Source organism: Bradyrhizobium sp. CB1015, from assembly GCF_025200925.1.
Classification (GTDB): Bacteria; Pseudomonadota; Alphaproteobacteria; order Rhizobiales; family Xanthobacteraceae; genus Bradyrhizobium.
This window is the reverse complement of the sequence record NZ_CP104174.1, coordinates 204,160-229,355: the sequence shown is the minus strand read 5'-3', so window position 1 is coordinate 229,355 and position 25,196 is coordinate 204,160. Positions and strand designations below refer to the sequence as shown.

At 65.6% G+C, this 25,196-nt stretch carries 22 protein-coding genes; 2 read left to right on the top strand and 20 right to left on the bottom strand.

Translation table 11 applies throughout. From position 1 onward, the window contains the following. Window position 1 precedes the first annotated feature (1 nt). The 5 genes from N2604_RS01090 to N2604_RS01070 all read right to left on the bottom strand — a co-directional run bounded on the left by N2604_RS01090 (window position 2) and on the right by N2604_RS01070 (window position 3,853). Window positions 2-598: a glutathione S-transferase family protein gene (locus tag N2604_RS01090; RefSeq protein WP_260373436.1), complete on the bottom strand. Its 597-nt coding sequence runs from the start codon at window positions 596-598 to the stop codon at window positions 2-4. 114 nt (window positions 599-712) lie between these two features. Next, entirely contained in the window at window positions 713-1,339 is a 627-nt protein-coding gene (locus tag N2604_RS01085; RefSeq protein WP_260373435.1) for a hypothetical protein, read from the bottom strand. Between the two features lie 189 nt (window positions 1,340-1,528). Continuing rightward, window positions 1,529-2,365, bottom strand: a complete 837-nt coding sequence (locus N2604_RS01080) for a hypothetical protein (RefSeq protein ID WP_260373434.1) — start codon at window positions 2,363-2,365, stop codon at window positions 1,529-1,531. Window positions 2,366-2,454: 89 nt separating this feature from the next. Beyond that, window positions 2,455-2,919: a GNAT family N-acetyltransferase gene (locus N2604_RS01075; RefSeq protein WP_260373433.1), complete on the bottom strand. Its 465-nt coding sequence runs from the start codon at window positions 2,917-2,919 to the stop codon at window positions 2,455-2,457. 7 nt (window positions 2,920-2,926) lie between these two features. Then, the gene (locus N2604_RS01070; RefSeq protein WP_172788574.1) at window positions 2,927-3,853 is read right to left on the bottom strand and encodes a hydrogen peroxide-inducible genes activator; all 927 of its coding nucleotides are present in this window, start codon (window positions 3,851-3,853) and stop codon (window positions 2,927-2,929) included. Window positions 3,854-3,967: 114 nt separating this feature from the next. On the opposite strand from N2604_RS01070, the gene katG reads away from it, so the two are divergent. Next, complete coding sequence (katG, locus tag N2604_RS01065; RefSeq protein WP_260373432.1) at window positions 3,968-6,133, top strand: catalase/peroxidase HPI; 2,166 nt, start codon at window positions 3,968-3,970, stop codon at window positions 6,131-6,133. Window positions 6,134-6,364: 231 nt separating this feature from the next. On the opposite strand, the gene pnp is transcribed toward katG, so the two are convergent. From pnp to rimP, 8 genes are all read right to left on the bottom strand, one after another. Beyond that, the gene (pnp, locus tag N2604_RS01060; RefSeq protein WP_260373431.1) at window positions 6,365-8,524 is read right to left on the bottom strand and encodes a polyribonucleotide nucleotidyltransferase; all 2,160 of its coding nucleotides are present in this window, start codon (window positions 8,522-8,524) and stop codon (window positions 6,365-6,367) included. 378 nt (window positions 8,525-8,902) lie between these two features. After that, window positions 8,903-9,172: a 30S ribosomal protein S15 gene (gene rpsO, locus N2604_RS01055; RefSeq protein ID WP_008540131.1), complete on the bottom strand. Its 270-nt coding sequence runs from the start codon at window positions 9,170-9,172 to the stop codon at window positions 8,903-8,905. A gap of 2 nt (window positions 9,173-9,174) precedes the next feature. After that, complete coding sequence (gene truB / locus N2604_RS01050; protein WP_260373430.1) at window positions 9,175-10,284, bottom strand: tRNA pseudouridine(55) synthase TruB; 1,110 nt, start codon at window positions 10,282-10,284, stop codon at window positions 9,175-9,177. After that, window positions 10,281-10,712: a 30S ribosome-binding factor RbfA gene (gene rbfA, locus N2604_RS01045; RefSeq protein WP_260373429.1), complete on the bottom strand. Its 432-nt coding sequence runs from the start codon at window positions 10,710-10,712 to the stop codon at window positions 10,281-10,283. The genes truB and rbfA overlap by 4 nt, the downstream gene beginning before the upstream one ends. A 155-nt stretch (window positions 10,713-10,867) precedes the next feature. Beyond that, window positions 10,868-13,549, bottom strand: a complete 2,682-nt coding sequence (gene infB, locus N2604_RS01040) for a translation initiation factor IF-2 (protein WP_260373428.1) — start codon at window positions 13,547-13,549, stop codon at window positions 10,868-10,870. A 70-nt stretch (window positions 13,550-13,619) separates the two neighbouring features. Next, window positions 13,620-14,303 carry an RNA-binding protein gene (locus N2604_RS01035; RefSeq protein WP_260373427.1) on the bottom strand — a complete coding sequence of 228 codons (684 nt, stop codon included), beginning with the start codon at window positions 14,301-14,303 and terminating at the stop codon, window positions 13,620-13,622. Window positions 14,304-14,326: 23 nt separating this feature from the next. Then, on the bottom strand, window positions 14,327-15,937 hold the full coding sequence (gene nusA / locus N2604_RS01030; protein ID WP_172789358.1) for a transcription termination factor NusA: 1,611 nt from the start codon (window positions 15,935-15,937) through the stop codon (window positions 14,327-14,329). A 2-nt stretch (window positions 15,938-15,939) separates the two neighbouring features. Next, window positions 15,940-16,695 (bottom strand): ribosome maturation factor RimP, encoded by a 756-nt coding sequence (rimP, locus tag N2604_RS01025; protein WP_260373426.1) that lies wholly within the window; start codon window positions 16,693-16,695, stop codon window positions 15,940-15,942. Between the two features lie 357 nt (window positions 16,696-17,052). On the opposite strand from rimP, the gene N2604_RS01020 reads away from it, so the two are divergent. Then, window positions 17,053-18,135 carry a DUF2336 domain-containing protein gene (locus tag N2604_RS01020; protein WP_260373425.1) on the top strand — a complete coding sequence of 361 codons (1,083 nt, stop codon included), beginning with the start codon at window positions 17,053-17,055 and terminating at the stop codon, window positions 18,133-18,135. Window positions 18,136-18,267: 132 nt separating this feature from the next. Here N2604_RS01020 and trmB read toward each other — a convergent pair whose 3' ends face one another. From trmB to N2604_RS00985, 7 genes are all read right to left on the bottom strand, one after another. Then, complete coding sequence (gene trmB / locus N2604_RS01015) at window positions 18,268-18,978, bottom strand: tRNA (guanosine(46)-N7)-methyltransferase TrmB (protein ID WP_260373424.1); 711 nt, start codon at window positions 18,976-18,978, stop codon at window positions 18,268-18,270. Continuing rightward, complete coding sequence (locus N2604_RS01010) at window positions 18,975-20,132, bottom strand: M20 family metallopeptidase (protein ID WP_260373423.1); 1,158 nt, start codon at window positions 20,130-20,132, stop codon at window positions 18,975-18,977. The genes trmB and N2604_RS01010 overlap by 4 nt, the downstream gene beginning before the upstream one ends. A gap of 86 nt (window positions 20,133-20,218) precedes the next feature. Next, window positions 20,219-20,632, bottom strand: coding sequence for a helix-turn-helix domain-containing protein (locus N2604_RS01005; protein WP_183248336.1), 414 nt, complete (start codon window positions 20,630-20,632; stop codon window positions 20,219-20,221). Window positions 20,633-20,850: 218 nt separating this feature from the next. Further along, complete coding sequence (lnt, locus tag N2604_RS01000) at window positions 20,851-22,464, bottom strand: apolipoprotein N-acyltransferase (protein WP_260373422.1); 1,614 nt, start codon at window positions 22,462-22,464, stop codon at window positions 20,851-20,853. Continuing rightward, the gene (locus N2604_RS00995; RefSeq protein WP_260373421.1) at window positions 22,461-23,579 is read right to left on the bottom strand and encodes a hemolysin family protein; all 1,119 of its coding nucleotides are present in this window, start codon (window positions 23,577-23,579) and stop codon (window positions 22,461-22,463) included. The genes lnt and N2604_RS00995 overlap by 4 nt, the downstream gene beginning before the upstream one ends. 1 nt (window position 23,580) lies before the next feature. Then, a complete protein-coding gene (gene ybeY / locus N2604_RS00990; protein WP_260373420.1) occupies window positions 23,581-24,090 on the bottom strand; it encodes an rRNA maturation RNase YbeY in 510 nt (169 codons plus the stop codon). Window positions 24,091-24,149: 59 nt separating this feature from the next. Then, the gene (locus tag N2604_RS00985) at window positions 24,150-25,145 is read right to left on the bottom strand and encodes a PhoH family protein (RefSeq protein WP_260373419.1); all 996 of its coding nucleotides are present in this window, start codon (window positions 25,143-25,145) and stop codon (window positions 24,150-24,152) included. Window positions 25,146-25,196: the final 51 nt, after the last annotated feature.

Sequence of the window (25,196 nt, the reverse complement as noted above, 5' to 3'; positions counted from 1 at the left end):
GTTATCCCGCCGCGATCTTCTCCGCGCGCTGGAACGCCGGCCGCGCCGTGCAGCGCGCGAGATAGGCGTCGAACGCCGGGCGCGACGGCACCATCTTGAACAGGCGTACAGCGAAATTCAGGCCCGAGCCGATCACGATGTCGGCGGCGGAAAATTCCTCGCCGAGAATCCACGGACCCTTGGCGAGCGCGGCTTCCAGCACGTCGAACACCTGCGCGGCGCTGCCCCAGGCCGCAGTCGAGGTCGGGATCTCGATCTTGGTGAAGATCTGGATGATGGCGGGCTCGATGCAGCCCGGCGAGAAGAACAGCCATTGCAGATAGCGCGCACGGCGTGGATCGGTCACAGCAGGCACGAGCCTGGTCTCGGGATAGCGGTCCGCGATGTAGGCGCAGATCGCGGCGGCTTCGCCGAGCGCGGCTTCACCGTCGGTCAGCGCCGGCACCTTGCCCATCGGATTGACCTTCAGAAAGTCCGGCGCCTTCTGCGCGCCGGTCGAGATGTCGGTCAGCACGCGCTCATAGGGCAGGCCGCTCTCCTCCATCAGCCAGAGCGTCGTGAACGAGCGCGAGCGGGGCGACCAATAGAGCTTGATCATGGCGCGGACCTTTCATCGGCAGGAGGCGAACAGCGCGCATTCATGGCGCGTCTGCCGCGCATTCGCAACGCACTACGTCTAGAGGGACGAGCCGTTCGGCGAGCGATATCTTGGTCAACGCGGCGAAGGCGGTGTCGGACGTTGCAACAGAGTCGGAAGCGTCTTGTCGAGGCTCTTGATCAGCATCGTTCGCACCCCGTCCCGCAGCACCGCATTGTTGACTGCGTCCGTCGGCTTTTCGGGGAACATGGCAATATCCACCTGCATCGAGGGGCCGCCGAGAAAATTGTGCCGCATACGCTCGATATAGGTGTCCTCGGTCATCAAGGCCGGCGCCTCCTTGATCAGCTCGAAGGTCCGGCCGTCATAGATCCGGATGAACATCATGGCGAAGAGATGCACGGGTCCGCCATACGGGTATTGCGAGATGCCGATACCGTATTCCCGCTGAGTTCCGCCGTGGCGGTGCACGACCAGGTAGCGTTCGCAGCGGAGCCGTGGTGCCAGAAATTGGACGAAGCTCCCGACCGCGGCGGCTTGGCGGTAGCTTGCGAAGAGCGAATCCTGTTCTCGACGGCCGCCTGACCTGAGTTCCTTCGGCGTATATGGAATCCTGCGGACGGCAATGCCGGGCGCGGCGGCACGAACGCGGGAGACGACGAGCTCGTCGAGCGCCCACGCCGCGACCGAGGTGCGCGTGTACTTGTCGAGAAACTTCAGGGGGCCGAACTTTTCGACCATGAAGAGGTCTCCGGCGATCGGAATCACACCGATCTGGCACGGGCCACTTTCGACAGGCTTGGTCGGCGCGACAGTTGCAGGTTTCCTGATGGCAGGTTTCGCTTTGGCGCAGGCTGCACTTGCCCACCTGTCGGCGACAACAGTGCATATGAGACCAATGCGGCAGCAAGCAATTTCATCGTCGCACCGTCACGGCGCGAAATAGGGCGGCAAGGTCTTGTCCAGCCGCTCCGTCAGGAAATCGCGCATGTTGTCGCGCAGGGTCGTGTTGCTGGCGGCATCGGCCGCCGCGACTGGAAACAAGGAATTGTCCACTTTGCGCAGATGTTCGTCTAGCCCAAAGCTGTCGGCCATACGCTTCACGACGGCTTCCAATGTCACACCAGGCCCCTTCCTGATTTCGAAGCTCTGGCCGTCGAACACGGTGACACCGAGATAGACGTAAAGAAACGAATGGCTGATGATGCCGATACCGCGGTTGAGGATGCCGAGTCCTCTGAGTGGCAGGTTGGTTCCCGGCAGCATACCCTCGCCGCGCGTGACGACGACATAGCGTTCGCAGCCAGCATTGCCCGCGAACTGACGGACCAGGTTCGTCAGCTCTTCGCGCTCGTTGCGAAACAGGCTGGGCTTCGGGTGATAGTAGGCGTCGAACGCGCCTTTGGCGTAGGTGATTCGCCGGAGCGGCGTGGCGCCAGCGGCCGCACGCACGCGTGCGAAAACGAGATCGTCCAGGCCCCAGGAAACCGGCACTTCCGCATATTCGTTGCCAAACACCGTGAGGCCGATCTTTTCGACGATGAAAGGATCCTGCGTCGCCGCGATCACGCCGATGCCGCAGGGACCGGCGGCCGCCTGCTCCGCGGGTTGGGCTGGCTGTGCTTTCGGCTTTGCTGCCTTCTTGGTCGCCGGCTTTGCCGGCGTTGCAGTCTGAGCAGGAGGCGCGGTGGGTGCGGGAGGAGCTTGCGCGGCGGCAGGAGGCAGAAGCGACAGGAGCGCGATCAGCGCGACAGCAATTCGAACCATGGATTCCTGGATGTCAGAAGCAGAAGGTCATCGGCCGTCACACTAAGTGGGTATCGTGACAACCGCAAGCTGCAGCGTGGAAACGGCGTCTATCCGGCCGGTCGCTGCCGCTTCCACCGGTAATACTTCATCACGAACCCGTTCGACGGCTCGATCTCTTCCTTCTCGAACACAAAGCCTTCGCGCTCGTACCAGCGCCAGGCCTTTTCGTTCTCGCGCAAACAGCGCAGATACATCTCGTCCGGCATTTGCGTGCGCGTGAAGGCGAGCAATTGCCGGCCCAGCGATTGGCCCTGATAGGCGGGCGCGACGAACAGCATGTCCAGATAAAGCTTTGGCAGATGCAGCGCCAGCATCGCGGCGATCGTGCCGTAATCGTCGGCGACGAACAGGCTCCAGCCGTTCTCGATCTCGCGCCTGATGCGCGCACGCAAGTTCGCCAGCAGGAAGTCGCTGGCTTCGGCGAGCCCTGTCGAGACCCAGCTCTCCATCCAGACCCGGCCGATCTCGTCGTACTCGTCCGGACCGGCGGGGCGGATGACCGGATGCGACATTCGCCGGTCAAGCCTTCTGGCTGCGCAGGGATTGCCGCGCGCGCACCTTGCCGGCCGACAGGCACACCACCTCGGAAATCTGCAGCAGCTGGCGCGCCAGCGGGCTGGTCTTGCGCCAGACCATGCCGATGGTGCGCGACGGCTCGGGGTCGCGGAAGCGCGCCAGCGAGACCGAGGCGGAGCGCGTCTCCACCGGCACCGCCATTTCCGGAATCAGGGTGACGCCGATGCCGGCGCTGACCATCTGCACCAGCGTCGACAGCGAGTTCGCATCCAGCATCTCGCGCGGCGGCGCCGATTGCATGTTACAGAACGACAGCGCCTGGTCGCGGAAGCAGTGCCCCTCCTCGAGCAGCAGAAGTCGCATCTCGCGCATCATCTCGCGCGACGGCACCGGTGTGCCTTCATCGGCGCCCGGCCGCACCAGCAAGAATTTCTCCTCGAACAGCGCGACCTCGGTGAGCGAGGGCTCGGACACCGGCAGCGCCACGATGGCGGTGTCGAGCCGTCCCTCCACCAGTTCCTGGATCAGCCGCGGCGTCATGGTCTCGCGCACGCGGATGTCGAGCTCCGGATGCATGCGCGTGAGATTCTTGGTGATCTTGGGCAGCAGGTAAGGTGCGATGGTCGGGATCATGCCGATGCGCAGGCGGCCGGCGAAGCGGTCCTGCGACGCGCGCGCAAAATCGCCGAGCTCGTCGACCGAGCGCAGGATGTCGCGGACCCGTTGCGCCAGCTCCTCGCCGAACCGGGTCAGCGCGACCTGCCGCGCGCTGCGCTCCAGCAGCAGGCCGCCCAGCGCCTCCTCCAGCTCCTTGATCTGCATCGACAGGGCCGGCTGAGAGATCGAGCAGGACTCGGCCGCGCGGCCGAAATGGCCGTGACGGGCCAGCGCATCGAAATACCGGAGCTGGCGCAGCGTCAGATTGATCATCAGAAAATCCTATCGCAGCGATCACTAAAGTCAACTTCCCCTGATAGGACGCGGCGCTTAGAGTGGCTCTACCTGGTCAAGGGCGCGAGTTCGACGCCGCCAGAGGAGGTATTCATGGACGACACTTCGAAGTGCCCGTTTTCGGGCGGAAAACCCACGCGCACAAACCGCGACTGGTGGCCGACGCAGCTCAACATCGAGGTGCTGCACAAGAATTCCGACCTGTCCGATCCGATGGGCAAGGAATTCGACTATGCCAAGGAGTTCAAGTCGCTCGACCTGAACGCGGTCATCAAGGACCTGACGGCCCTGATGACGGACTCGCAGGAATGGTGGCCGGCCGACTTCGGTCACTACGGCGGCCTGATGATCCGCATGGCCTGGCACAGCGCGGGCACCTACCGCATCACCGACGGCCGCGGCGGCGCCGGCGCCGGTCAGCAGCGTTTCGCTCCGCTCAACAGCTGGCCCGACAACGCCAACCTCGACAAGGCCCGCCGTCTGTTGTGGCCGATCAAGCAGAAATATGGCCGCAAGATTTCCTGGGCCGATCTGATGGTGCTCGCCGGCAACGTCGCGCTGGAATCGATGGGCTTCAAGACCTTCGGTTTTGCGGGTGGCCGCGCCGACGTCTGGGAGCCGGAAGAGCTCTATTGGGGTCCGGAAGGTACCTGGCTCGGCGATGAGCGCTACAGCGGCGAACGCCAGCTCGCCGAGCCGCTCGGCGCCGTCCAGATGGGCCTCATCTACGTCAATCCGGAAGGCCCGAACGGCAAGCCGGACCCGGTCGCCGCCGCCAAGGACATCCGCGAGACCTTCTTCCGCATGGCGATGAACGACGAGGAAACCGTCGCGCTCATCGCCGGCGGCCACACCTTCGGCAAGACCCATGGCGCGGGCGACCCGTCGCTGGTCGGCCCGGAGCCGGAAGCGGGCGCGCTGGAAGATCAGGGCCTCGGCTGGAAGAGCAAGCACGCATCGGGCCTCGCGGGCGATTCCATCACCAGCGGCCTCGAGGTGACCTGGACGCAGACCCCCACGAAGTGGAGCAACAACTTCTTCGAGAACCTGTTCAAGTACGAATGGGAGCTGACCAAGAGCCCGGGCGGTGCGAACCAGTGGGTGGCGAAGGGCGCCGATGCGATCATTCCTGACGCCTTCGACAAGTCGAAGAAGCATCGGCCGACCATGCTGACGACGGACCTCTCGCTGCGCTTCGATCCCGCCTATGAGAAGATCTCGCGTCGTTTCCTGGAGAACCCCGATCAGTTCGCGGACGCCTTCGCCCGCGCCTGGTTCAAGCTCACCCACCGCGACATGGGTCCGATCCAGCGCTATCTCGGCCCGCTGGTGCCGAAGGAGACGCTGATCTGGCAGGATCCGATTCCGGCCCTGAACCACGAGGTGGTCGGCGAGAAGGACATCGCTTCGCTGAAGAGCAAGATCCTGGCTTCGGGTCTGTCGGTCTCCGAGCTGGTCTCGACGGCCTGGGCGTCGGCCTCGACGTTCCGCGGCTCGGACAAGCGCGGCGGCGCCAACGGCGCGCGCATCCGCCTTGCTCCGCAGAAGGACTGGGAGGTGAACGACCCGGCCCAGCTCGCCAAGGTGCTCGGCAAGCTCGAAGCGATCCAGAAGGACTTCAACGCGTCATCCGGCGCGAAGAAGGTCTCGCTGGCGGATCTCATCGTGCTCGGCGGCACCGCCGCGGTCGAGAAGGCCGCCAAGGATGCCGGCGTCGACGTCAAGGTCGGCTTCACGCCGGGCCGCATGGATGCTTCGCAGGAGCAGACAGATGCGGCTTCGTTCGCGCCGCTGGAGCCGCGCGCCGATGGTTTCCGCAACTACATCGGCAAGCGGCAGCAGTTCCTGCAGCAGGAGGAAGCCCTCGTCGACCGCGCGCAGCTGCTCAAGCTCACCGGTCCCGAGATGACCGTGCTGGTCGGCGGCCTGCGTGTGCTCGGCGCCAACGCGAACGGCTCGAAGCACGGCGTGTTCACCACCAAGGTGGGAACGCTGAGCAACGACTTCTTCGTCAACCTGCTCGACATGAGCGCGCAGTGGACGCCCGCTGCCGACGGCACCTATGAGGCTCGCGACCGCAAGACCAATGCGGTGAAGTGGACCGGCACCCGCGCCGATCTCATCTTCGGCGCGCACTCGCAGCTCCGCGCCTTCGCCGAGGTCTATGCGACCTCGGACTCCAAGGAGAAGTTCGTCAAGGACTTCGCCAAGGCCTGGACCAAGGTGATGAACCTCGACCGCTACGATATCGCGGCTTGAGCTAGCTGATCGCGCCTCGGGCTCGGTGCAACCTCTCCCGCTTGCGGGAGAGGTCGGTGCGCAGCACCGGGAGAGGGCTCTCTCCTCTCGGGGGTTCTTCGTTGCCGAAGCAGCCCTCTCCCCAACCTCTCCCGCAAGCGGGAGAGGGAGCGCAGATCGCCCGGAGCGGGCGCAAACAAAAAGGGCGGCCTTTCGGCCGCCCTTCGTTTTTCCAGACTGTCGCGAGAAGCCTTACTCGCCGGCCGCTTCGCGCGGGGCCTTCTCGCCCTCGGCCTTGTCCTTGCCCTCGAGGTCCTCGCCGGTGGTCTGGTCGACCACCTTCATCGACAGGCGGGTCTTGCCGCGATCGTCGAAGCCGAGCAGCTTGACCTTGACCTTGTCGCCTTCCTTGACGACGTCGGAGGTCTTCTGCACGCGGTTCGCCGCAAGCTGGCTGATGTGGACGAGGCCGTCCTTGGAGCCGAAGAAGTTCACGAACGCGCCGAACTCCATCACCTTGACGACGGTGCCGTCGTAGATCTGGCCGACTTCCGGATCGGACGCGATCGACTTGATCCACTTGATCGCCGCCTTCATCGCCTCGCCGTCGCTGGAGGCGACCTTCACGGTGCCGTCGTCCTCGATGTTGACCTTGGCGCCGGTCTTCTCGACGATCTCGCGGATCACCTTGCCGCCGGTGCCGATCACTTCGCGGATCTTGTCGGTGGCGATCTTGAAGGTCTCGATGCGCGGCGCGTATTCGCCGAGCTCGGCGCGGGCCGCGGTGAGGGCCTTGGCCATCTCGCCGAGGATGTGGATGCGGCCGTCCTTGGCCTGAGCCAGCGCCACCTTCATGATCTCTTCGGTGATGCCCTCGATCTTGATGTCCATCTGCAGCGAGGTGATGCCCGCTTCCGTGCCGGCGACCTTGAAGTCCATGTCGCCGAGATGGTCCTCGTCGCCGAGGATGTCGGAGAGAACCGCAAAGCGCTTGTCTTCGAGGATCAGGCCCATCGCGATGCCCGCGGTCGGCCGCTTCAGCGGCACGCCCGCATCCATTAGCGCCAGCGAGGCGCCGCAGACCGAAGCCATCGAGGACGAGCCGTTCGACTCGGTGATCTCCGACACCACGCGCGTGGTGTAGGGGAATTCATGGTGCGGCGGCAGCACCGGATGGATCGCGCGCCAGGCCAGCTTGCCGTGGCCGATCTCGCGGCGCTTGGTGCCGCCGAGGCGGCCGGTCTCGCCGACCGAGTAGGGCGGGAAGTTGTAGTGCAGCAGGAACGTCTCCTTGTACGTTCCCGACAGCGCGTCGATGTACTGCTCGTCCTCGCCGGTGCCGAGCGTGGTCACGACCATCGCCTGGGTCTCGCCGCGGGTGAACAGCGCCGAGCCGTGGGCGCGGGGCAGCACGCCGACTTCGGCGACGATGTTGCGCACGGTCTTGACGTCGCGGCCGTCGATGCGCTTGCCGGTGTCGAGGATGTTCCAGCGGACGATCTTGGCCTCGAGCTCCTTGAACACGCCGGCGACACGGAGCTTGTCGTATTTCGGCTCCTGCCCTTCCGGGAAGTAGTGGGCCATCACCTTTTCCTTGGCGACGCCGACGGCGGCATAACGCTCCTGCTTGATCGGAATCGCGTAGGCGGCGCGCAGCTCCTGCTCGATCAGGCCGAGCATTTCCTTCTCGAGCGCCGAATTGTCGATCGCGGTGACTTCGCGCGGCTCTTTCGCAGCCTTCTCGGCGAGCTCGATGATCGCGTTGATCACCGGCTGGAAGTGGCGGTGACCGAACATCACCGCGCCGAGCATGATGTCTTCGTTCAGCTCCTTGGCTTCCGATTCCACCATCAGCACGGCGTCGGCAGTGCCGGCGACGACGAGGTCGAGCTGGGTGTCGACCATCTCGTCGAGCGTCGGGTTGAGAATGAACTCGTCATTGGCGAAGCCGACGCGGGCGGCGCCGATCGGGCCCTTGAACGGCACGCCGGACAGGGTCAGCGCCGCGGAGGCCGCGACCATCGCCACGACATCGGGATCGTTCTCCATATCGTGCGACAGCACGGTGACGATCACCTGGGTCTCGTTGCGCCAGCCGTCGACGAATAGCGGGCGGATCGGACGGTCGATCAGGCGGGAGACCAGCGTCTCCTTCTCGGTCGGACGGCCCTCGCGCTTGAAATAGCCGCCGGGAATGCGGCCCGCAGCGTAGGCCTTTTCCTGGTAATCGACGGTCAGCGGCAGGAAGTCGACGCCTTCGCGCGGCGCCTTCGCCGCGACGACGGTGGCGAGCACCACGGTCTCGCCATAGGTGGCGACGACGGCGCCGTCGGCCTGGCGGGCGATCTTGCCGGTTTCGAGCTTGAGTGGGCGTCCGCCCCAGTCGATCTCGACTGAATGCTTGTTGAACATAGAGGTCTTCTTTCATGGGTTTTCGAAAGAAGGGACAGCTCTCGAAAAACAAAAACCATGCGCAAGATTGCGGGACGCTGATCGGAGCGGATGATCAGCGTCCTGCGATCCTGCCATGGTTTTTGGATGTCGGATGGCGTCCATCCTTTCGGGTCATACGGGCGCCTTGCCCGTTGTGCCCAGCCGCCGGATTGCTGCTGGACTGTCAGTCGGCACGAATGCGAACACCGAACCGCGGTCTTCGCTCTTCATGCCCGGATGCAAATCGTCGACGGATCGCATCCGACGCGCACGCAGCTTCGATCAAAACCTTTGAGGAAAGGGCTTTCGTTCGAAACCACGTGCGAAAACGCGCGCCGGTGGCGCGCGCAGGAACTCTTAACGACGAATATTGTGCTTCTCGAGCAGCGCCTTGTAGCGTGCCTCGTCCTTCTTCTTGAGATAGTCGAGGAGCGAGCGGCGGGTCGAGACCAGCTTCAAGAGGCCGCGACGCGAATGGTTGTCCTTCACGTGGGTCTTGAAATGGTTGGTGAGGTTGTTGATGCGTTCCGACAGGATCGCGACCTGAACCTCGGGCGAGCCGGTGTCGCCGGCCTTGGTGGCATTCGTCTTGATGACTTCCGCTTTGCGTTCTGCGGCAATCGACATCGTCAATTTCTCTCGTTGCGACCGGGGCTGGCAGTCAGGCCGGTCAGGTTGAACACACGCTTGGGGATGATTTCGCCATTGCCAACTTCGGCAAGCGCCAAAAGACGGCCTGCCACCGTGACATAGACTGTGCCGCTACAAGTGGGCGCATCCCGTCCGCGCAACAAAACGGCCTGGCCCCGATGGAGCCTTGCCGCATCAGCCCGAGTGACGGCCAGTGCCGGGATGTCGTCCAGCGCGGTCTCAACGGGCAAAAGCGCGTCGGCGAGGCTGCCCTCGCCGGACGCGGCTCTATCGCACAAAGCCTCCAGCTGATCCAGCGGAATCATGTCGTTTTCGCCAAATGGGCCGACCAGGGTCCGCCTCAGCGCGCAGATATGGCCGAAAGTGCCGAGAATCCGGCCCATATCGCGGGCCAGCGCCCGGACATAGGTGCCCTTGCCGCATTCGGCCTCGAACACGGCGTGGTCGTTATCTGGTTGATCTACAAGGGTTAAATGGTGAATCTCGACCGGGCGGGGGGCCAGCTCCACGACCTCGCCGTCACGGGCGAGGTCATAGGCGCGCTCACCCTGGACCTTGATCGCCGAATAGCGCGGCGGGATCTGCTCGATCACCCCGGTGAAGCGGGGCAGCAGGGCGAGGATCGCCTCCCGGCTCGGGCGCTGGTCCGAGGTCGCGGTCACCCGGCCCTCGATGTCGTCGGTGTCGCGCTCCTCGCCCCAGCAGACCGTGAAGCGGTAGCGCTTGCGGCCGTCCATCACGAAGGGGACGGTCTTGGTGGCCTCGCCGAGCGCGATCGGCAGCCCGCCGGAGGCGAGCGGATCGAGCGTGCCGGCGTGTCCGGCGCGCTTGGCGTTGAACAGCCGCTTGAGCACGGCGACCGCCTGCGTCGAGGTCATGCCGATCGGCTTGTCGAGCACGACCCAGCCATGGACGTCGCGGCGGTCGCGGCGGGGCTGGTTGCCCTTCTGCTGCTTGGCGCGCGGATCGTTGTTGACGCGGCGCGGCTCCTGCTGCGGCTGCGAATTCTCCGCGAAATTGTTGTCCTGCACGTCGCGCTGATCGGTGTCGTTGCCGCCGATCGTGCCGTGAGCCGGGTCCATGGTCATTGCTCTTCTTCCCGATCCGAATGCGGATCCTGTTCCAAATCCTTCTGCACCGCAGGCGTTCGCAAAAGCTTGTCGATCCGTTCCGCTTCGTCGAATCGTTCGTCGACGCGGAAGCGAATGTCAGGTGCAAATTTCAGGTTAACGCGCCGTGCGACCTCGCCGCGCAGGAACTTCTTGTTGCGTTCGAGCGCAGCGATCACGATCTCGGTGTCGCGGCCACCGAGCGGCATCACGTAGACCGTCGCGAGCTTCAGGTCGGGCGACATCCGCACCTCCGGCACGGTGATGATGTGACCTTCGAGGTCGGCATCATGCACATTGCCTTGCGCCAGAATATCGGCCATCGCGTGGCGAACCTGCTCGCCGACGCGCAGCTGACGCTGCGAGCCGCCGGGCGCGGAACTCTTCTTCTGATGATGGCGTGGCATTTTTCGAAAATCACCTCGTCATGCCCGTGCCTTCGACACGAGCATTGTCATTTGTCCTGTTGAAACGAAGAGGGGTGGATGGCCGGAAAAATCCGGCCATCGCACTCCCGCAATCTCAGTTCAAAAAGATCCGAACGCTTCGGTAAGATTTGGACTTACAGGGAGCGCTGGATCGTCTCCACGCGATAACACTCGATCACGTCGCCGGCACGCATGTCGTGGTAGTTCTCGAAGGCCATGCCGCATTCCTGGCCGGACTGGACTTCCTTCACCTCGTCCTTGAAGCGCTTCAGCGTCGACAGCTTGCCTTCGTGCACGACGACGTTGTCGCGGATCAGGCGCACATTGGCGCCGCGTTCCACGGTGCCGTCGGTGACGCGGCAGCCGGCGACCTTGCCGACCTTGGAGATGTTGAAGATCTCCAGGATCTCGGCATTGCCCAGCATGGTTTCGCGCAAGGTCGGCGCGAGCAGGCCGCTCATCGCCTTCTTCACGTCGTCCACGAGGTCGTAGATGATGTTGTAGTAGCGGATCTCGATGCCGTTGCGCTTGGCGGCCGCAGCGGCCTCCTTGTTGGCACGAACCGAGAAGCCGATGATCGCGGCGTTGAAGCCTTCCGCGAGCGTCACGTCGGATTCCGAGATGCCGCCGACGCCGGCATGCAGGATGCGAGCGGCGACCTCGTCGGTGCCGAGCTTCTCCAGCGAGCCGAGGATGGCTTCCAGCGAGCCTTGCACGTCGGCCTTGACGATCAGCGGGAATTCCTTGCGGCCCGCCGTCTTCAATTGCGACATCATCTGCTCGAGCGAGCCGCGCATGCCGGAGATCGAGGCTGCCGCGTTCTCGCGCTTCTGGTGCGCGCGGTAGCTGGTGACCTGGCGGGCGCGGGCTTCGTTCTCGACCACCGCGAGACGATCGCCGGCCTCGGGCGGGCCGTTGAAGCCGAGCACCTCGACCGGTACCGAGGGGCCGGCCTCCTGCACGGTTTCGCCCTGATCGGAGATCAGCGCGCGGACGCGGCCCATTTCGGCACCGGCGACGATGATGTCACCGACGCGAAGCGTGCCGCGCTGCACCAGCACGGTCGCGACCGGACCGCGGCCGCGATCGAGCTTGGCCTCGATCACCGTGCCTTCGGCCGGACGGTGCGAATTGGTCTTCAGGTCGAGGATTTCGGCCTGCAGCGCGATCATCTCGAGCAGCTTGTCCAGATTGGTCTTGTTCTTGGCGGACACCTCGACGTCGACGACGTCGCCGCCGAAGGACTCCACCTGCACCTCGTGCTGGAGCAGCTCGGTGCGCACGCGCTCGGGCTTGGCGTCGGGCTTGTCGATCTTGTTGATGGCAACGATGATCGGCACCCGCGCCGCCTTGGCGTGGTTGATGGCTTCGACCGTCTGCGGCATCACGCCGTCATCGGCCGCGACCACCAGCACGACGATGTCGGTGACCTTGGCGCCGCGGGCGCGCATCGCGGTGAACGCGGCGTGACCGGGCGTGTCGATGAAGGTGATCTTCTTGCCGCTTTCGGGCGACAGCACCTGATAGGCGCCGATATGCTGGGTGATGCCACCGGCTTCGCCCGAGACGACGTTGGCGTGGCGCAGCGCGTCGAGCAGCGACGTCTTGCCGTGGTCGACGTGACCCATCACGGTCACGACCGGCGAGCGCGTCTCGGTGTCGGTGGAATCGTCGACGGTGTCGAACAGGCCTTCCTCGACGTCGGAAGCGGCAACGCGCTTGACGGTGTGGCCCAATTCTTCGGCGATCAGCTGCGCGGTGTCGGCGTCGATCACGTCGGTGATCTTGTGCATCGCGCCCTGCTTCATCAGCATGCGGATGACGTCGACCGCGCGCTCGGACATGCGGTTGGCGAGCTCCTGGATGGTGATCGCCTCCGGGATCGTCACTTCGCGGACCAGCTTTTCCTTCGGCTCGTTCGAGGCGTGGCCCTTCAGGCGCTGGGTGCGGCGGCGGAACGAGGCGATCGAGCGCTCGCGCACTTCGTCGGCATTGAGCGCGGTGACGACGGTCAGGCGGCCGCGCTCCTTCTGTGGGCCGGGCTTGTGCGTGGTCTTGGGGGCTGCCGCAGGACGCGCGGCGCCGCCGGGGCCGCGACGGATCTGGCGCGGCGCCTCGTCGTCGTCAGGCTCGGCCGCAACGGCGGGGCCGCGGCCAGCCGGTCCACCCGGACGCTGCGCGGTCGTGGTTGCAGGGCGGGCCGGCGTTGTTCCCGGGCGTGCCGTCGTGGTGCCCGGGCGCGGTGCAGGCGCGGCCGGTGCCGCGGCGGGACGCGGCGCGGCAGCCGGCTGCTCGCCTTCGCCAAAGCGCTTCTTGGCCTCGGTCTCGGCCTTGCGCTTGGCTTCGTCCTCGTGGCGATGCCGCTCTTCCTCGGCCTTGCGACGGGCTTCGGCGGCTTCGCGCTCGGCGCGCTCGGCAGCCTCACGGGCGGCGCGGCGCTGGGCCTCTTCCTCGGCCTGGCGGCGTTCCTCGACTTCGCGCAGCTTGGCATCGGCCAGCGCGCTGGCACGGGCCGAACGCTCGTCCTCGGTCAGGGTGCGCAGCACCACGCCGGAACCGGCGTTGCGCGGCGGCGGCGGAGCCGGACGCGACGGCGCGGCGGGTGCGGCCGGCGCGGGCTTTGCCGTCACCTCAGGTGCGTGCGGCTCGGGTCCGTCGCCAATGCGGCGCTTGCCGCGCTTCTCGACCACGACCTGCTTGCTGCGGCCATGGCTGAAGCTCTGGCGCACGGTGCCCGTTTCGACGCGCGGCTTGAGCGATAGCGTCTTGCTCGGAACGCTCAGCTTCTTGTCGCCAGGGGTCTTGGTATCAACCATTCAGCAGTCCTAATCCTGATTTATCAGTGTTGTGCGTTGCCGCACCATCCAATTGGGTCGTCGTTGTCTCTCAGAAATCCTGGCCGGGTTTTTCGACAGTCTTGTCGTCGTCCGCCATCCGGTATCGGACCAGAATCTGGCTACGTGACAGGAATGACTTGCTCGCCGGGCCCGCGAGCAGGGCAGCATGTATCACATTTGACCGGGTCAGTGCCAAATCCAATTCTACCGATTTCAGAGCGGTGACGACGGGAATCTGCGCCTTAGCACCGCGATTCCCGGCATTCTGACGCGCCAGCATGTCCAATTTGCGGATTCCGTCCGCGGCCCCGTCGCTGGCATGGATCAGGACCTCGACCGTTCCTTCCCGAAGGGCGCTCTCGACCTTGCCGAAACCGGCCACGACCTGGCCCGCCTTGGCGGCGATCCCAAGGGCTTCGCTCACGCTCCGGACCAGGAGCGCCTCGATGTCGGTGGGAAGCGTCTGAGGGATGCGCAGCTCGCGCTTGAAGGCCTTGCTAAATTGGTGACGCCGCACCGCTTCCGCAACCATCTTGCGTGAGACGGTGAGCCACATGCCGCGTCCGGGCAGCTTGCGCTTGAGATCGGGAACTATGCCGCCTTGTGGCGAGACGACGAAGCGGATCAGCTCGTCGATCGGCCGGACCTCGCGGCTGACCGCGCACATGCGCATGGTCGCGGACCTTTCGGTCCGCGGGCCATGGTCAAGTTCGAGGTCGGAATCTGCAAGCATCCGGGCGACATTCTCCTTTGCCCTTAAGCCGGCTGATCTTCGGTCGCCTCGGCCTCTTCGGCAGGCTTGGCGAGATCGGCCTCGGTGATCCAGCCGGCCTTGACGCGGGCCTGCATGATCATCGCTTCGGCGTCGTCACGGGAGATGTCGATGCCGTCGAGCGCACCGGCGTGCTTGGTCGGCTCGCTGCCTTCCTTGCGCTCGGTCCAGCCGACCAGATCGTCGGTGGCGCAGCCGGCGAGGTCCTCGACGGTCTTGATGTCGTTCTCGCCGAACTTCACCAGCATCTTCGAGGTGACGCCGGGCACGTCCTTGAGCGCGTCCTCGACGCCGAGCTCCTTGCGCCTGGCCTCGAGCTCGGCTTCCTGCTGCTCCAGATATTCGCGGGCGCGGTTCTGCAGCTCCTGCGCGGTCTCCTCGTCGAAGCCCTCGATGCCGGCGAGCTCCTTGACGTCCACCATCGCGAGCTCCTCGACCGAGGTGAAGCCTTCGGACGCCAGGAGCTGGCCGACCACCTCGTCGACGTTGAGCGATTCCATGAAGACGCGGGTGGAGTTCTCGAAGTCGGCCTGGCGGCGCTCCGATTCCTCCTGCTCGGTCAGGATGTCGATGTCCCAGCCGGTGAGCTGCGAGGCGAGGCGCACGTTCTGGCCGCGGCGGCCGATCGCGAGCGAGAGCTGGTTGTTGGTGTCGGGCACCACGACCTCGATGCGCTCGCGGTCCTCGTCGATGACGACCTTGGAGACTTCCGCCGGCGCCAGCGCGTTGACGACGAAGGTCGCGATGTCGGGCGACCAGGGAATGATGTCGATCTTCTCGCCCTGCAGCTCGTTCACCACGGCCTGCACGCGCGAGCCGCGCATGCCGACGCAGGCGCCGACCGGATCGACCGAGGAATCGCGGGAAATCACGCCGATTTTCGCGCGCGAGCCGGGATCGCGGGCCACCGCCTTGATCTCGACGATGCCGTCATAGATCTCCGGCACTTCCTGCGCGAACAGCTTCGCCATGAACTGCGGATGGGTGCGGGAGAGGAAGATCTGCGGACCTCTCGTTTCGCGGCGGACGTCGAAGATGTAGGCGCGGACGCGGTCGCCGTTGCGGAATACTTCGCGCGGCAGCATCTCGTCGCGACGGATGATGGCTTCACCACGGCCGAGATCGACGATCACGCTGCCATATTCGACGCGCTTGACGACGCCGTTGACGATGTCGCCGATGCGGTCCTTGAATTCCTGGTACTGCCGGTCGCGCTCGGCCTCGCGCACCTTCTGCACGATCACCTGCTTGGCCGATTGTGCGGCGATGCGGCCATATTCCAGCGGCGGCAGGGTGTCGGCGATGGTGTCGCCGACCTGGGCACCGGGATTGGCGCGCTGCGCGTCCACCAGCGAGATCTGGTTCGAGTGGTTCTCGACCTTGTCGACCACCAGCATGTGGCGCGACAGCCGCAGCTCGCCCTTCTTCGGGTCGATCTCGGCATGAACGTCAGTCTCGCTGCCGTAACGGGCGCGCGCCGCCTTGGCGATGGCGTCCTCCATCGCAGCGATGACGATGCCGCGGTCGATCGACTTTTCGCGTGCGACGGCGTCGGCGATCTGAAGCAATTCAAGTCGGTTGGCGCTGACTGCCATGGCTAGTCTCCTTGGTCAGGCTCGATCTCGCCGCGCCGCGCGCGTTCGGCGGCAAGGCGATGTTTCTTCGTGTTGGTCGGAGCCGGTTTCTTCTTCGGCTTGGTGTTCTTGGTTGTCTTCTCGCTGATCTTGGCGTGCGGTGCCTGCGGCGGCTCGAGACCGAGATTGCGCCGCATCTCGCGCGCCTCGGCCTTGCCGCGGCGCATGGATTCGGCGATCAGCTCGTCGGTCAGCACCAGCCGCGCCTCGCCGATATCCTCCATGGTCAGGAGAACGTCGGCATCGTCGCCAGCCTTGGCATCGTCGCGACGCAGATGCACGCGGTCGCCTTCGACCGCGCCGAGCGTGCCGCGGAAGCGCTTCCGCCCTTCATGGGCGACCGCCATCTCGATCTTCACCAGATGCCCGCAATAGCGCTCGAAATCGGAGCGGCGCACCAGCGGGCGGTCGATCCCTGGTGAGGAAATTTCCAGCCGGTAGGCGCGGTCGATGGGATCGGCGACGTCGAGCACGGGCGACAGGGCCCGCGAGATCGCCTCGCAATCCTCGATCTGCATCGAGCCGTCCGGCCGCTCGGCCATGATCTGCACGGTGCAGCCGGCTTCCCCGGAAATGCGGATCCGGACCAGGCGGTAGCCCATGCCCTGGAGCACGGGACTTGCCACCGCGGACACCCGTGCCGCGACGCCGGGCTCGACCACGAGCCGCGGCTCGGCCAGCAATTCGGCATCCGTGGAACCAGGGTTCGGTTCGGTCATGTCCAGGGTCAGGGCGCTCGATGGTTAAGGCTTGGTTACGATTTCAAAGCCCGCTTCGGAACTTTCCCGACAACGCGTCGGGTGCATCTCCCGCCGAGCCGCGTTCAGGTAATAAAAAAGAGCGGGTCCTTGCGGGCCCACTCTCACTACGCGGATCGTATGAGAAGATGAATTGCCGCTGATATAGCGCTTTCCTACCCCCCGGACAAGGCCCATTGCAGCGGGAACGGGGCCTTTTTGCGCCCGTCTGCGGGCCCTGCGCAACGCTTCCTTCATCAAGCAGGCCTAGATTTCCCGATTGTGGGGCGGCTTGAACCAAGGGCGCACCCGCGGCGTGCCCCGTTCGAGTTGCGTTTCATGACCGTTGCCACGTCGCTCATTCCTGGACTGGACGATATCGTCAAGCGCGGCGATCCGCGGCGACGCGGCGAGATCGCGCGCGCCATCTCCCAATTGTTCTTCCGGGACGCGGACAAGCTCCGCCCCGAGCTGATCGATCTCTTCGACAATCTCCTGATCGATCTCGTCCCCCACGCCGAGCTCGCCTCGCGCGTCGATCTGGCAGAGCGCTTCTCGCGCCTGAACAACGCGCCGCCGCACCTCGTCAATCAGCTGGCGCGCGAGAACGAGATCATGGTGGCCGGCCCCGTGCTGCGCCGCTCGCCCGTGCTCGAGGAGGCGGCGCTGGTCGAGATCGCGCGCGTGAAGGGCCAGGGCCATCTCCTGGCGATGACGGAGCGTCCCGCTTTGTCGCCCGCCGTCACCGACGTGCTGGTCGAGCGCGGCGATCGCGACGTGGTGCGCCGCTGCGCCGCCAATGCCGGCGCGGTGTTCTCGCCAGGCAGCTATTCCGAGATGATCAAGCGTGCGGCGCAGGACGGCGTGCTGACGCTGAAGATCGGCCAGCGCAACGACCTTTCCGGCGAGCACTTGAAGCTGCTGCTGGACGGGACGCTCGACGTCATCCGCCGCCGCCTCTCCACCGTGGCCAATCCCGCACGCCAGGTCGAGATCAAGCGCGCGATGGCGGCGATCGAGGAGGCCGCGCTGCCGCCGGGCCCGCGCCGCGATTTCTCCGCGGCACAGCGCACGGTGCTGACCTTGAATCGCGAGGGCCATCTCGGCGAGAGCGCGCTGCTCGGTTTCGCCAAGGCGCACAAATACGAGGAATCTGTCGCCGCGCTGTCGGCGATGTCGGGCGTTCGCCTCGCGATCCTCGACCGCCTGATCGCGGGCGACCGCTACGATCCGCTGCTGATCCTGGGCCGCGTGCTGAACCTCGGCTGGCCCACGGTGCGCGCGCTCATCCTGCTCTGGTACGGCTCGAACCGCACGCCCGCCGATGCCGACATCGAGACCGCGCGCGTGAACTTCACGCGCCTGATGCCGACGACCGCCGAGCGCGTCGTGAATTTCTGGCGCAACCGGCAGACGATTTAATCAAAGTTCAGGTCTCACCGTCATGGCCGGGCTTGTCCCGGCCATCCACGTTCTTCGTCCCACGGGAAGAAAGTGCGTGGATGCCCGGGACAAGCCCGGGCATGACGACTGCGGATGGATCGTGCGAAAAAGTTACACGCGCCTGAACCGCAGATACGCCGCCTTGCGCCCCTCGCGCGCGGCCTTGCGGCCGTAGCGCGTCATGGTGTAGCCCGGCCATGGCTGCCGGAAATCGTCGGCGCGTTCGGCAAGCCAGACGAAGTCCGGCGAGCGCGCAAGATGCGACAGCGTCCAGGCGCAGTAATCGTCGATGTCGCAGACGAAGCGGAATTCACCGTTCGGCTTGAGCACGCGCGCCATTGCGATGATGGTGCGGTCCTGGACGAAGCGCCGCTTCCAGTGTCGCCGCTTCGGCCAGGGATCGGGATGGATCAAATCGATCCGCGACAGCGACTCCTTGGGCAGCCAGGCCAAGAGCTCGGCGGCATCGCCCGCGAACAGGCGGATGTTGCCGATGTTGGCCGCCTCGATCTGCGCGAGTATCTTGGCCATGCCGTTGACATAGGGCTCGCAGCCGATGAAGCCGGTGGCCGGAAAGTTTTGCGCCTCGGCCGCGAGATGTTCGCCGCCGCCGAAGCCGATCTCGAGCCTGATGTCGTCGGCTGCAGGATCGAAGATGTCGCGGGCGTCCGCCGGCGCCTCGCCCTCGATGTCGAGGGCAAGATGCGGCAGCAGTTGCTCGATCAACCCGGCCTGGTGTTGCCTCAGCTTGTGGCCCTTGCGGCGCCCGAAGAAGGCTCGCTCGCTGTCCTCGCGATCCGGGTCGGATTTACGTTCGCTCATCGCAGCGTCTGATACAGGCGATGGAGCAGCCGCGCGCGCGGTGCCAGCGAGGAGACATAGAGCTGCTCATAATGCGTGTGTGCGCCTTTGCCGTCGACGCCGAGCCCGTCGAGCGTCGCGGTGTGCGGGGCGGTGAAATTGCCGTCCGAGCCGCCGCCGGTGTGGGTGTCGATCAGCTCGAAGCCGATCTCGCCGGCGAGCGTCTTGGCATGCTGGTACAGCGAGGCGCCTGCATTGCTCTTCTCGTAAGGCGGCCGGTTGAGCTCGCCGGTGACCGTGACGGTGACGCCGTCGGTCTTCGATCTCATTCCGAGGATCTTGCCGACGAACTCGTCTGCGTCCCTGAGGCTCACGACGCGCAGATCGACTTCCGCATAGGCCTCCTCGGGCGTGACGTTGGGGCGTGTGCCGCCGCGTACCACGCCGACATTGACGGTGACGCCGCGCGCCAGATCGTTCATGCCTTCCAGCGCCAGGATGACGTTGCCGAGCTCGCGGACGGCGCTGCGGCCGTCTTCGGGTCGCGAGCCGGCATGCGCGGGCACGCCCTTGATGAACACCTGGAAGCGTCCGACGCCCTTGCGTCCGGTCACGATCTTGCCGCCGTCGCGCGCCGGCTCGGTCACCAGCACATATTTGGCCTTGCGCCCTTCCTGCTCGATCAGCGCGCGCGACGTCGGGCTGCCGATCTCCTCGTCGGAGGTGAACAGATGCGTGATGCCGAGCGGCGAGCGATCGCCCGTCGCGCAAAGCGCGCGGAAGGCGTGATGGGCGATGTAGGCGCCGCCCTTCATGTCGTAGATGCCCGGACCGAACGCGGCGTCGCCTTCGACCTTGAACGGCAGGCGCTCGATGAAGCCCATGGGATGGACGGTATCGAGGTGGCTCAGCACCAGGATGCCCGGCTGCTCCTGCCCCCAATTCGTGCGCGCCACGAGATGGTCGCCGCAGCCGTCCACGCCCGCGATGCGCTCGAGCGTGACGGGCAGGTCGCGGTAGTGCTCCGCCACCACGGAGACCAGCTTGTTGACCTGTTCAGGTGCTTCCGTCGGCGTCTCGATCTCCACCCAGCGGCGGATGCCATCGAGAATAGTTTGTGAATCGAACCAATTGGAGTCGGTCATGGACGGATCTGTGCCTTTGAATCGCATCATCGAAGCGGACGCGCATCAAAGCGCGGTCGGAAATGACGACATAGGCCAGATTTGATGCAGTCTCAAATCGCCGTGGAGATGGCGATTCAGCGCTTGTCGGGGCCTTCGCGGGCCGCAATCTGCTCGACCAGATCGACGATCGAGCGGCGCATCTTCGAATCGGTGATTCGCGTGAACGCCTTGGTCAAGGCGAGCCCTTCTGAGGTCGCGAGAAAGTCCGAGACGTAAGAGGGTGAGGCGCCTTCGCTGAAGCCGTTCGGACCCGGCACGCCGCTCGGGCCGCCCTCGAACAGGAAGGACACCGGCACCTGCAGAATCTCCGCGATCTGCTGGATGCGGCTTGCGCCGACCCGGTTGGTGCCCTTCTCGTATTTCTGAATCTGCTGGAAGGTCAGGCCCAAAGCTTCACCGAGCTTTTCCTGGCTCATGCCCAACATGATGCGGCGCATGCGCACGCGACTGCCGACATATTTGTCAACAGGGTTGGGCGCTTTCGACATTTCCTCAGCCCTCCAAACACCACCTTCGGCGCAATCATCAAGCATGCCTCGGGTGCAACATCGCAAAATCAAACCCTGTTATTGGGAAACATTGCGGAGAAATTTAGCAACGCACCACTGTCTTTTGCAGCCGGTGCAGAATGGGGAGCCCGCGTGCAGTCTGTCAACCGTGGGACTACGGTTGTCAAAGGATTCCGGCCGCTGCGGCGGCGGCGCGATCAGGGCTGGCGTTTGCCTATTCGTCGGCGGACCGCCAACAGTACAGCCACCGCGACGAGCATCGCTGCGGGCACATCACCCACCCGTGCATAAACGGTCGGTGGGATCGCCGCCGGCAGGTTTGCATCCAAAATGCCCTCGATGCCGAGACCGAGGCTCGCGACAGTGCGGCCGACCGGATCGATCACTGCGGAGATGCCGGTATTGGCCGAGCGGACCAGCGGCAATCCGAGCTCGATCGCGCGCATCCGCGACTGCTCCAGGTGCTGGTAGGGACCGGTCGAGATGCCGAACCAGCCGTCATTGGTGAGGTTCACGATCCAGCCCGGACGTTCGTTGCGTGCGGCCACTTCGCCGGGAAAGATCGCCTCGTAGCAGATCAGCGGCAGCGCCGGCGGCGCGCCGGCGACCGGCAGCGCATGCCGCACGGTCCCTGGAATGAAGCCGCCGCGCACACGCGTCAGTTGCTCGAAACCGAGCTTCTCCATCAACGACTGGTAGGGAAGAAATTCTCCGAACGGGACCAGGTGCAGCTTGTCGTACACGGCGAGCACGCTGCCGTCGTGATCGATCACGTAGATCGAGTTATAGGCGCGCGTGATCGGCGTGCCTCGCGGCAGGTCAGGCGCACGGACCGATCCCGTGATCAGCACCGTGCCCTTCGGCAAGAGATCGGCGATTTGCGCCATCGCGTCGGCTTCGCGCGTCAGGAAGAATGGAAAGGCGGATTCCGGCCAGATCAGGATGGTGGCATCGCGCACGCCGGTCGATTGCGGCCCGGAGGAGCGGTCCGACAGCGCGAGGTACTTCTTCATCACCTCCGGCTTGGCGGCGTAGTTGAACTTCGCGTCCTGTTGCAGGTTGGGCTGCATCAGCCGCAGCTTGGCGCCTGACACCATCGTGGTCGGATGCAGCGACAGGCGGATCGCGCCGAAGATGCTCATGACAAGCAGGAGCGCGACGGCTGCGGCCGGCACCCGCCATTGCAGGCGCCGATCGGGCGTGCGGTCGATCAGCGTCGCCGGGCTCGCGAAGATCGCAATGGTCAGGAACGTCATGCCCCACAGGCCGATCAGCGAGGCCGTCTGCGCCAGCGGCAATGGCTCGGAGAGTGCATAGCCGAACGCGTTCCAGGGAAAGCCGGTCAGCGCATGGCCGCGCAACCATTCGCTGATGGTGAGGCTCGCCGCGAGCGCCAGCACGCGCGTGGCGTTCTTGCTCCAGAGCAGCCGCGCCAGCGCAAAGCCGATTGCCGTGAAGATCGCAAGATAGGCCGGCAGGCCCAGCACCGCGAACGGCGTCAGCCAGGCGAATATGTCGGCGTCGACGAAAAAGGCATAGCCGATCCAGTAGAGGCCGGGCACGAAATAGCCGAGCCCGAACCAGTAGCCGGTCAAGGCGGCGGCGGGGACGCCGCCATAGCGGCCGCCCCCGGCGCCGTCGATCAGCCAGACCAGCACCGGGAAGGTGACGAACAGCACCGGAAAGAGGTTGAACGGCGCCAGCGCCAGCACCGACAGCGCGCCGGCCGCCATGGCGACGATTGCGCGCTGCCATCCCCAGGTGAGGATGATGGCCAGCGCAATTTGCCGAAGGCGCTGCGATGGGCTCACTGCGGGCCGGCCCCGTCGCTCGGCGGCGGCGTGGGCGTGTCGCTGGCCGGCGCTTGTCCGCTCTCCGGCGTGGCTTCACGGCGCCGGCTCTCGCGCTGGGTGCGGGGCGCCGGGCGCTCCTTCCGCGTCGCGATGCGCAGCCGCTTGACGCGGCGCGGATCGGCATCGAGCACCTCGACCTCGTAGGTGCCGGGGCCCGAGATCACTTCGCCGCGCACCGGCAGCCGGCCGACGAAGCTGACGAGATAGCCGCCCAGCGTCTCCACCTCCTCGCCGGCCTCGCCGGTGACGAAGTCTTCCCCGATCACCGAGCGGACGTCGTCGAGGCTGGCGCGGGCGTCGGCGATGAAGGCGTTGTCGGGCAGGCGCACGATCGAGGGCGGCTCGTCGCTGTCGTGCTCGTCGTCGATCTCGCCGACGATCTGCTCGACGATGTCCTCGATCGAGACCAGCCCGTCGCTGCCGCCATATTCGTCGACCACCAGCGCCAGATGGATGCGCGAGGCCTGCATCTGCGCGAGCAGGTCGATCGCCCGCATCGACGGCGGCACATAGAGCAGCTTGCGGATGATGTGCGCCTCGTGAAGCGGCAGCGCGAGATCGACCGCGCGCAAATCGAGCCCGGCCGGCAGCGGCTTCTTGCGCTTGGTCTTGGTGGCTTCCGACACGCGGGCGCGCGCGGTCATGAAAGCCAGCAGGTCGCGGATGTGGACGATGCCGACGGGATCGTCGAGCGTCTCGTTGAAGACGACGAGGCGCGAATGGCCCGCGCTCTCGAAGCGGTCCATCAATTCCCCGAGCGGGATGTCGCGCTTCACCGCGATGATGTCGGCGCGATGCACCATGACGTCGGCGATGCGGCGCTCGTGCAGGCCGAGGATGTTGCGCAGCATGGTGCGCTCGACCGCGGAGAAGCCGGTGTCGTCGGGCGTCGAGGCGTCGAGCACGACCTGGAGGTCGTCGCGCACCGACCCCGCCTTCCAGCCGAACAGCGTGCGGATGGCGCGCAGCAGCCAGCTGTCGGCGGTCGGGCGCAGCACCTCGCCGGGCGTCACCACGGCCGGCAGATTGGACGTGTTGCGGGGATTGTCGTGGGTAGGCTCGGAATCCGGCATCTCAGTGCGTCCCCGGGCGGTCGGCATAGGGATCGGGGATGCCGAGATGAGCGAGGATCTCTGTTTCGAGCGCTTCCATCTCCTCGGCGTCGTCCTCGCTCTCGTGGTCGTAGCCGATCAGGTGCAGGAAGCCGTGCACCGCGAGGTGGCTCAAATGATGGTCGAACGGCTTGTGTTCCTCGTCCGCCTCGCGCCGCATGGTCTCGTAGGCGATCGCGATGTCGCCGAGCATGCGCGGCGCATCGCCTACCTTCCACGCGCCCTCCGGCTGGAGCGCGGGGAACGACAGCACGTTGGTCGGCTTGTCGATGCCGCGCCAGTTGCTGTTGAGCGTGCGGATGCCGGCATCATCGGTCAGCATCACGGCCACTTCCGCGTCGGCAACGTCCTCGTCGACGCTCTCGGCGGCCGCCGCCACCGCGCGCTGGATCACGGCTTCGGAATCGGGCTCGCGCTGCCAGCAATCGGCGACGACGAGGACCTCGGTCATGGGAAGGTTGGAATGGGACATTGTGTTGTCTCGGACGAAAGGCGCTGTGCTCGCGCCCTGTTTGGTCCGGTGTTGCCTCGTCAGGATTGACCGGTGGCCGGCCGCTGCGGCGGCCCTTCGTAAGCGGCGACGATCCGCGCCACGAGCTCGTGGCGGATCACGTCCTCGGCCTTGAAATGAACCTGGGCGATGCCCTCGACGCCGTTCAGGAGGCGGGTCGCCTCGGCCAGGCCCGAGGTCTGGCCGTTCGGCAGGTCGATCTGCGAGGGATCGCCCGTCACGATCATGCGGCTGTTCTCGCCGAGACGCGTCAGGAACATCTTCATCTGCATCGACGTGGTGTTCTGGGCCTCGTCCAGGATGATGGCGGCATTGGTCAGCGTGCGGCCGCGCATGAAGGCGAGCGGCGCGATCTCGATCTCGCCGGTCTGCAACGCACGCTCGACGATGCGCGCATCCATGAGGTCGTAGAGCGCATCGTAGATCGGCCGCAGATAAGGGTCGACCTTCTCGCGGAGATCGCCGGGCAAGAAGCCGAGCCGCTCGCCGGCTTCCACCGCCGGACGCGACAGGATGATGCGGTCGACCTCCTTGCGCTCGAACAGCTGCGCGGCATGCGCGACGGCGAGCCAGGTCTTGCCGGTGCCGGCCGGGCCGATGCCGAACACCAGCTCGTGCCGCTTCAGCGCGCGGATGTAGGAATCCTGCGCTGCCGTGCGCGCGCGCACCGGGCGCTTGCGCAAATTGATGCTGTCGAAGGCCGATTTGGCCGATTTGGCGTCGAACTCGAACAGCGAGCCCTGCGCGATCACGGCGCGGATGGCGCCCTCGACCTCGCCCTGGTCGAGATCCTGCCCCTTCACGGCCTGCGCGTAGAGCATCTCCAGCACGCGGCGCGCGGCGTCGCAGCCGTCGCGGGTCCCGCCGATGGTGATGTGGTTGCCCTTGGAATCGACCACCACGCCGAGCCGCCGCTCGATCTGCGCCAGGTGCTGGCCGTAGGGGCCGACCAGCGCGGAAGCGGCGCGGTTGTCGTCGAAGTCGATGACGACCTGGGTCTCGGGCGGAACTTGCATGTCGCGGTCAAATTTGCGGCTGGGAGCGAACGAAGACGAATCCGATGCGCT

What these genes read in the sequence shown, in the direction of transcription:
- N2604_RS01090 (WP_260373436.1), bottom strand. Translation starts at nt 598, where the DNA reads ATGATCAAGCTCTATTGGTCGCCCCGCTCGCGCTCGTTCACGACGCTC.
- N2604_RS01085 (WP_260373435.1), bottom strand. Translation starts at nt 1,339, where the DNA reads ATGGTCGAAAAGTTCGGCCCCCTGAAGTTTCTCGACAAGTACACGCGC.
- N2604_RS01080 (WP_260373434.1), bottom strand. Translation starts at nt 2,365, where the DNA reads ATGGTTCGAATTGCTGTCGCGCTGATCGCGCTCCTGTCGCTTCTGCCT.
- N2604_RS01075 (WP_260373433.1), bottom strand. Translation starts at nt 2,919, where the DNA reads ATGTCGCATCCGGTCATCCGCCCCGCCGGTCCGGACGAGTACGACGAG.
- N2604_RS01070 (WP_172788574.1), bottom strand. Translation starts at nt 3,853, where the DNA reads ATGATCAATCTGACGCTGCGCCAGCTCCGGTATTTCGATGCGCTGGCC.
- katG (WP_260373432.1), top strand. Translation starts at nt 3,968, where the DNA reads ATGGACGACACTTCGAAGTGCCCGTTTTCGGGCGGAAAACCCACGCGC.
- pnp (WP_260373431.1), bottom strand. Translation starts at nt 8,524, where the DNA reads ATGTTCAACAAGCATTCAGTCGAGATCGACTGGGGCGGACGCCCACTC.
- rpsO (WP_008540131.1), bottom strand. Translation starts at nt 9,172, where the DNA reads ATGTCGATTGCCGCAGAACGCAAAGCGGAAGTCATCAAGACGAATGCC.
- truB (WP_260373430.1), bottom strand. Translation starts at nt 10,284, where the DNA reads ATGACCATGGACCCGGCTCACGGCACGATCGGCGGCAACGACACCGAT.
- rbfA (WP_260373429.1), bottom strand. Translation starts at nt 10,712, where the DNA reads ATGCCACGCCATCATCAGAAGAAGAGTTCCGCGCCCGGCGGCTCGCAG.
- infB (WP_260373428.1), bottom strand. Translation starts at nt 13,549, where the DNA reads ATGGTTGATACCAAGACCCCTGGCGACAAGAAGCTGAGCGTTCCGAGC.
- N2604_RS01035 (WP_260373427.1), bottom strand. Translation starts at nt 14,303, where the DNA reads ATGCTTGCAGATTCCGACCTCGAACTTGACCATGGCCCGCGGACCGAA.
- nusA (WP_172789358.1), bottom strand. Translation starts at nt 15,937, where the DNA reads ATGGCAGTCAGCGCCAACCGACTTGAATTGCTTCAGATCGCCGACGCC.
- rimP (WP_260373426.1), bottom strand. Translation starts at nt 16,695, where the DNA reads ATGACCGAACCGAACCCTGGTTCCACGGATGCCGAATTGCTGGCCGAG.
- N2604_RS01020 (WP_260373425.1), top strand. Translation starts at nt 17,053, where the DNA reads ATGACCGTTGCCACGTCGCTCATTCCTGGACTGGACGATATCGTCAAG.
- trmB (WP_260373424.1), bottom strand. Translation starts at nt 18,978, where the DNA reads ATGAGCGAACGTAAATCCGACCCGGATCGCGAGGACAGCGAGCGAGCC.
- N2604_RS01010 (WP_260373423.1), bottom strand. Translation starts at nt 20,132, where the DNA reads ATGATGCGATTCAAAGGCACAGATCCGTCCATGACCGACTCCAATTGG.
- N2604_RS01005 (WP_183248336.1), bottom strand. Translation starts at nt 20,632, where the DNA reads ATGTCGAAAGCGCCCAACCCTGTTGACAAATATGTCGGCAGTCGCGTG.
- N2604_RS00995 (WP_260373421.1), bottom strand. Translation starts at nt 23,579, where the DNA reads ATGCCGGATTCCGAGCCTACCCACGACAATCCCCGCAACACGTCCAAT.
- ybeY (WP_260373420.1), bottom strand. Translation starts at nt 24,090, where the DNA reads ATGTCCCATTCCAACCTTCCCATGACCGAGGTCCTCGTCGTCGCCGAT.
- N2604_RS00985 (WP_260373419.1), bottom strand. Translation starts at nt 25,145, where the DNA reads ATGCAAGTTCCGCCCGAGACCCAGGTCGTCATCGACTTCGACGACAAC.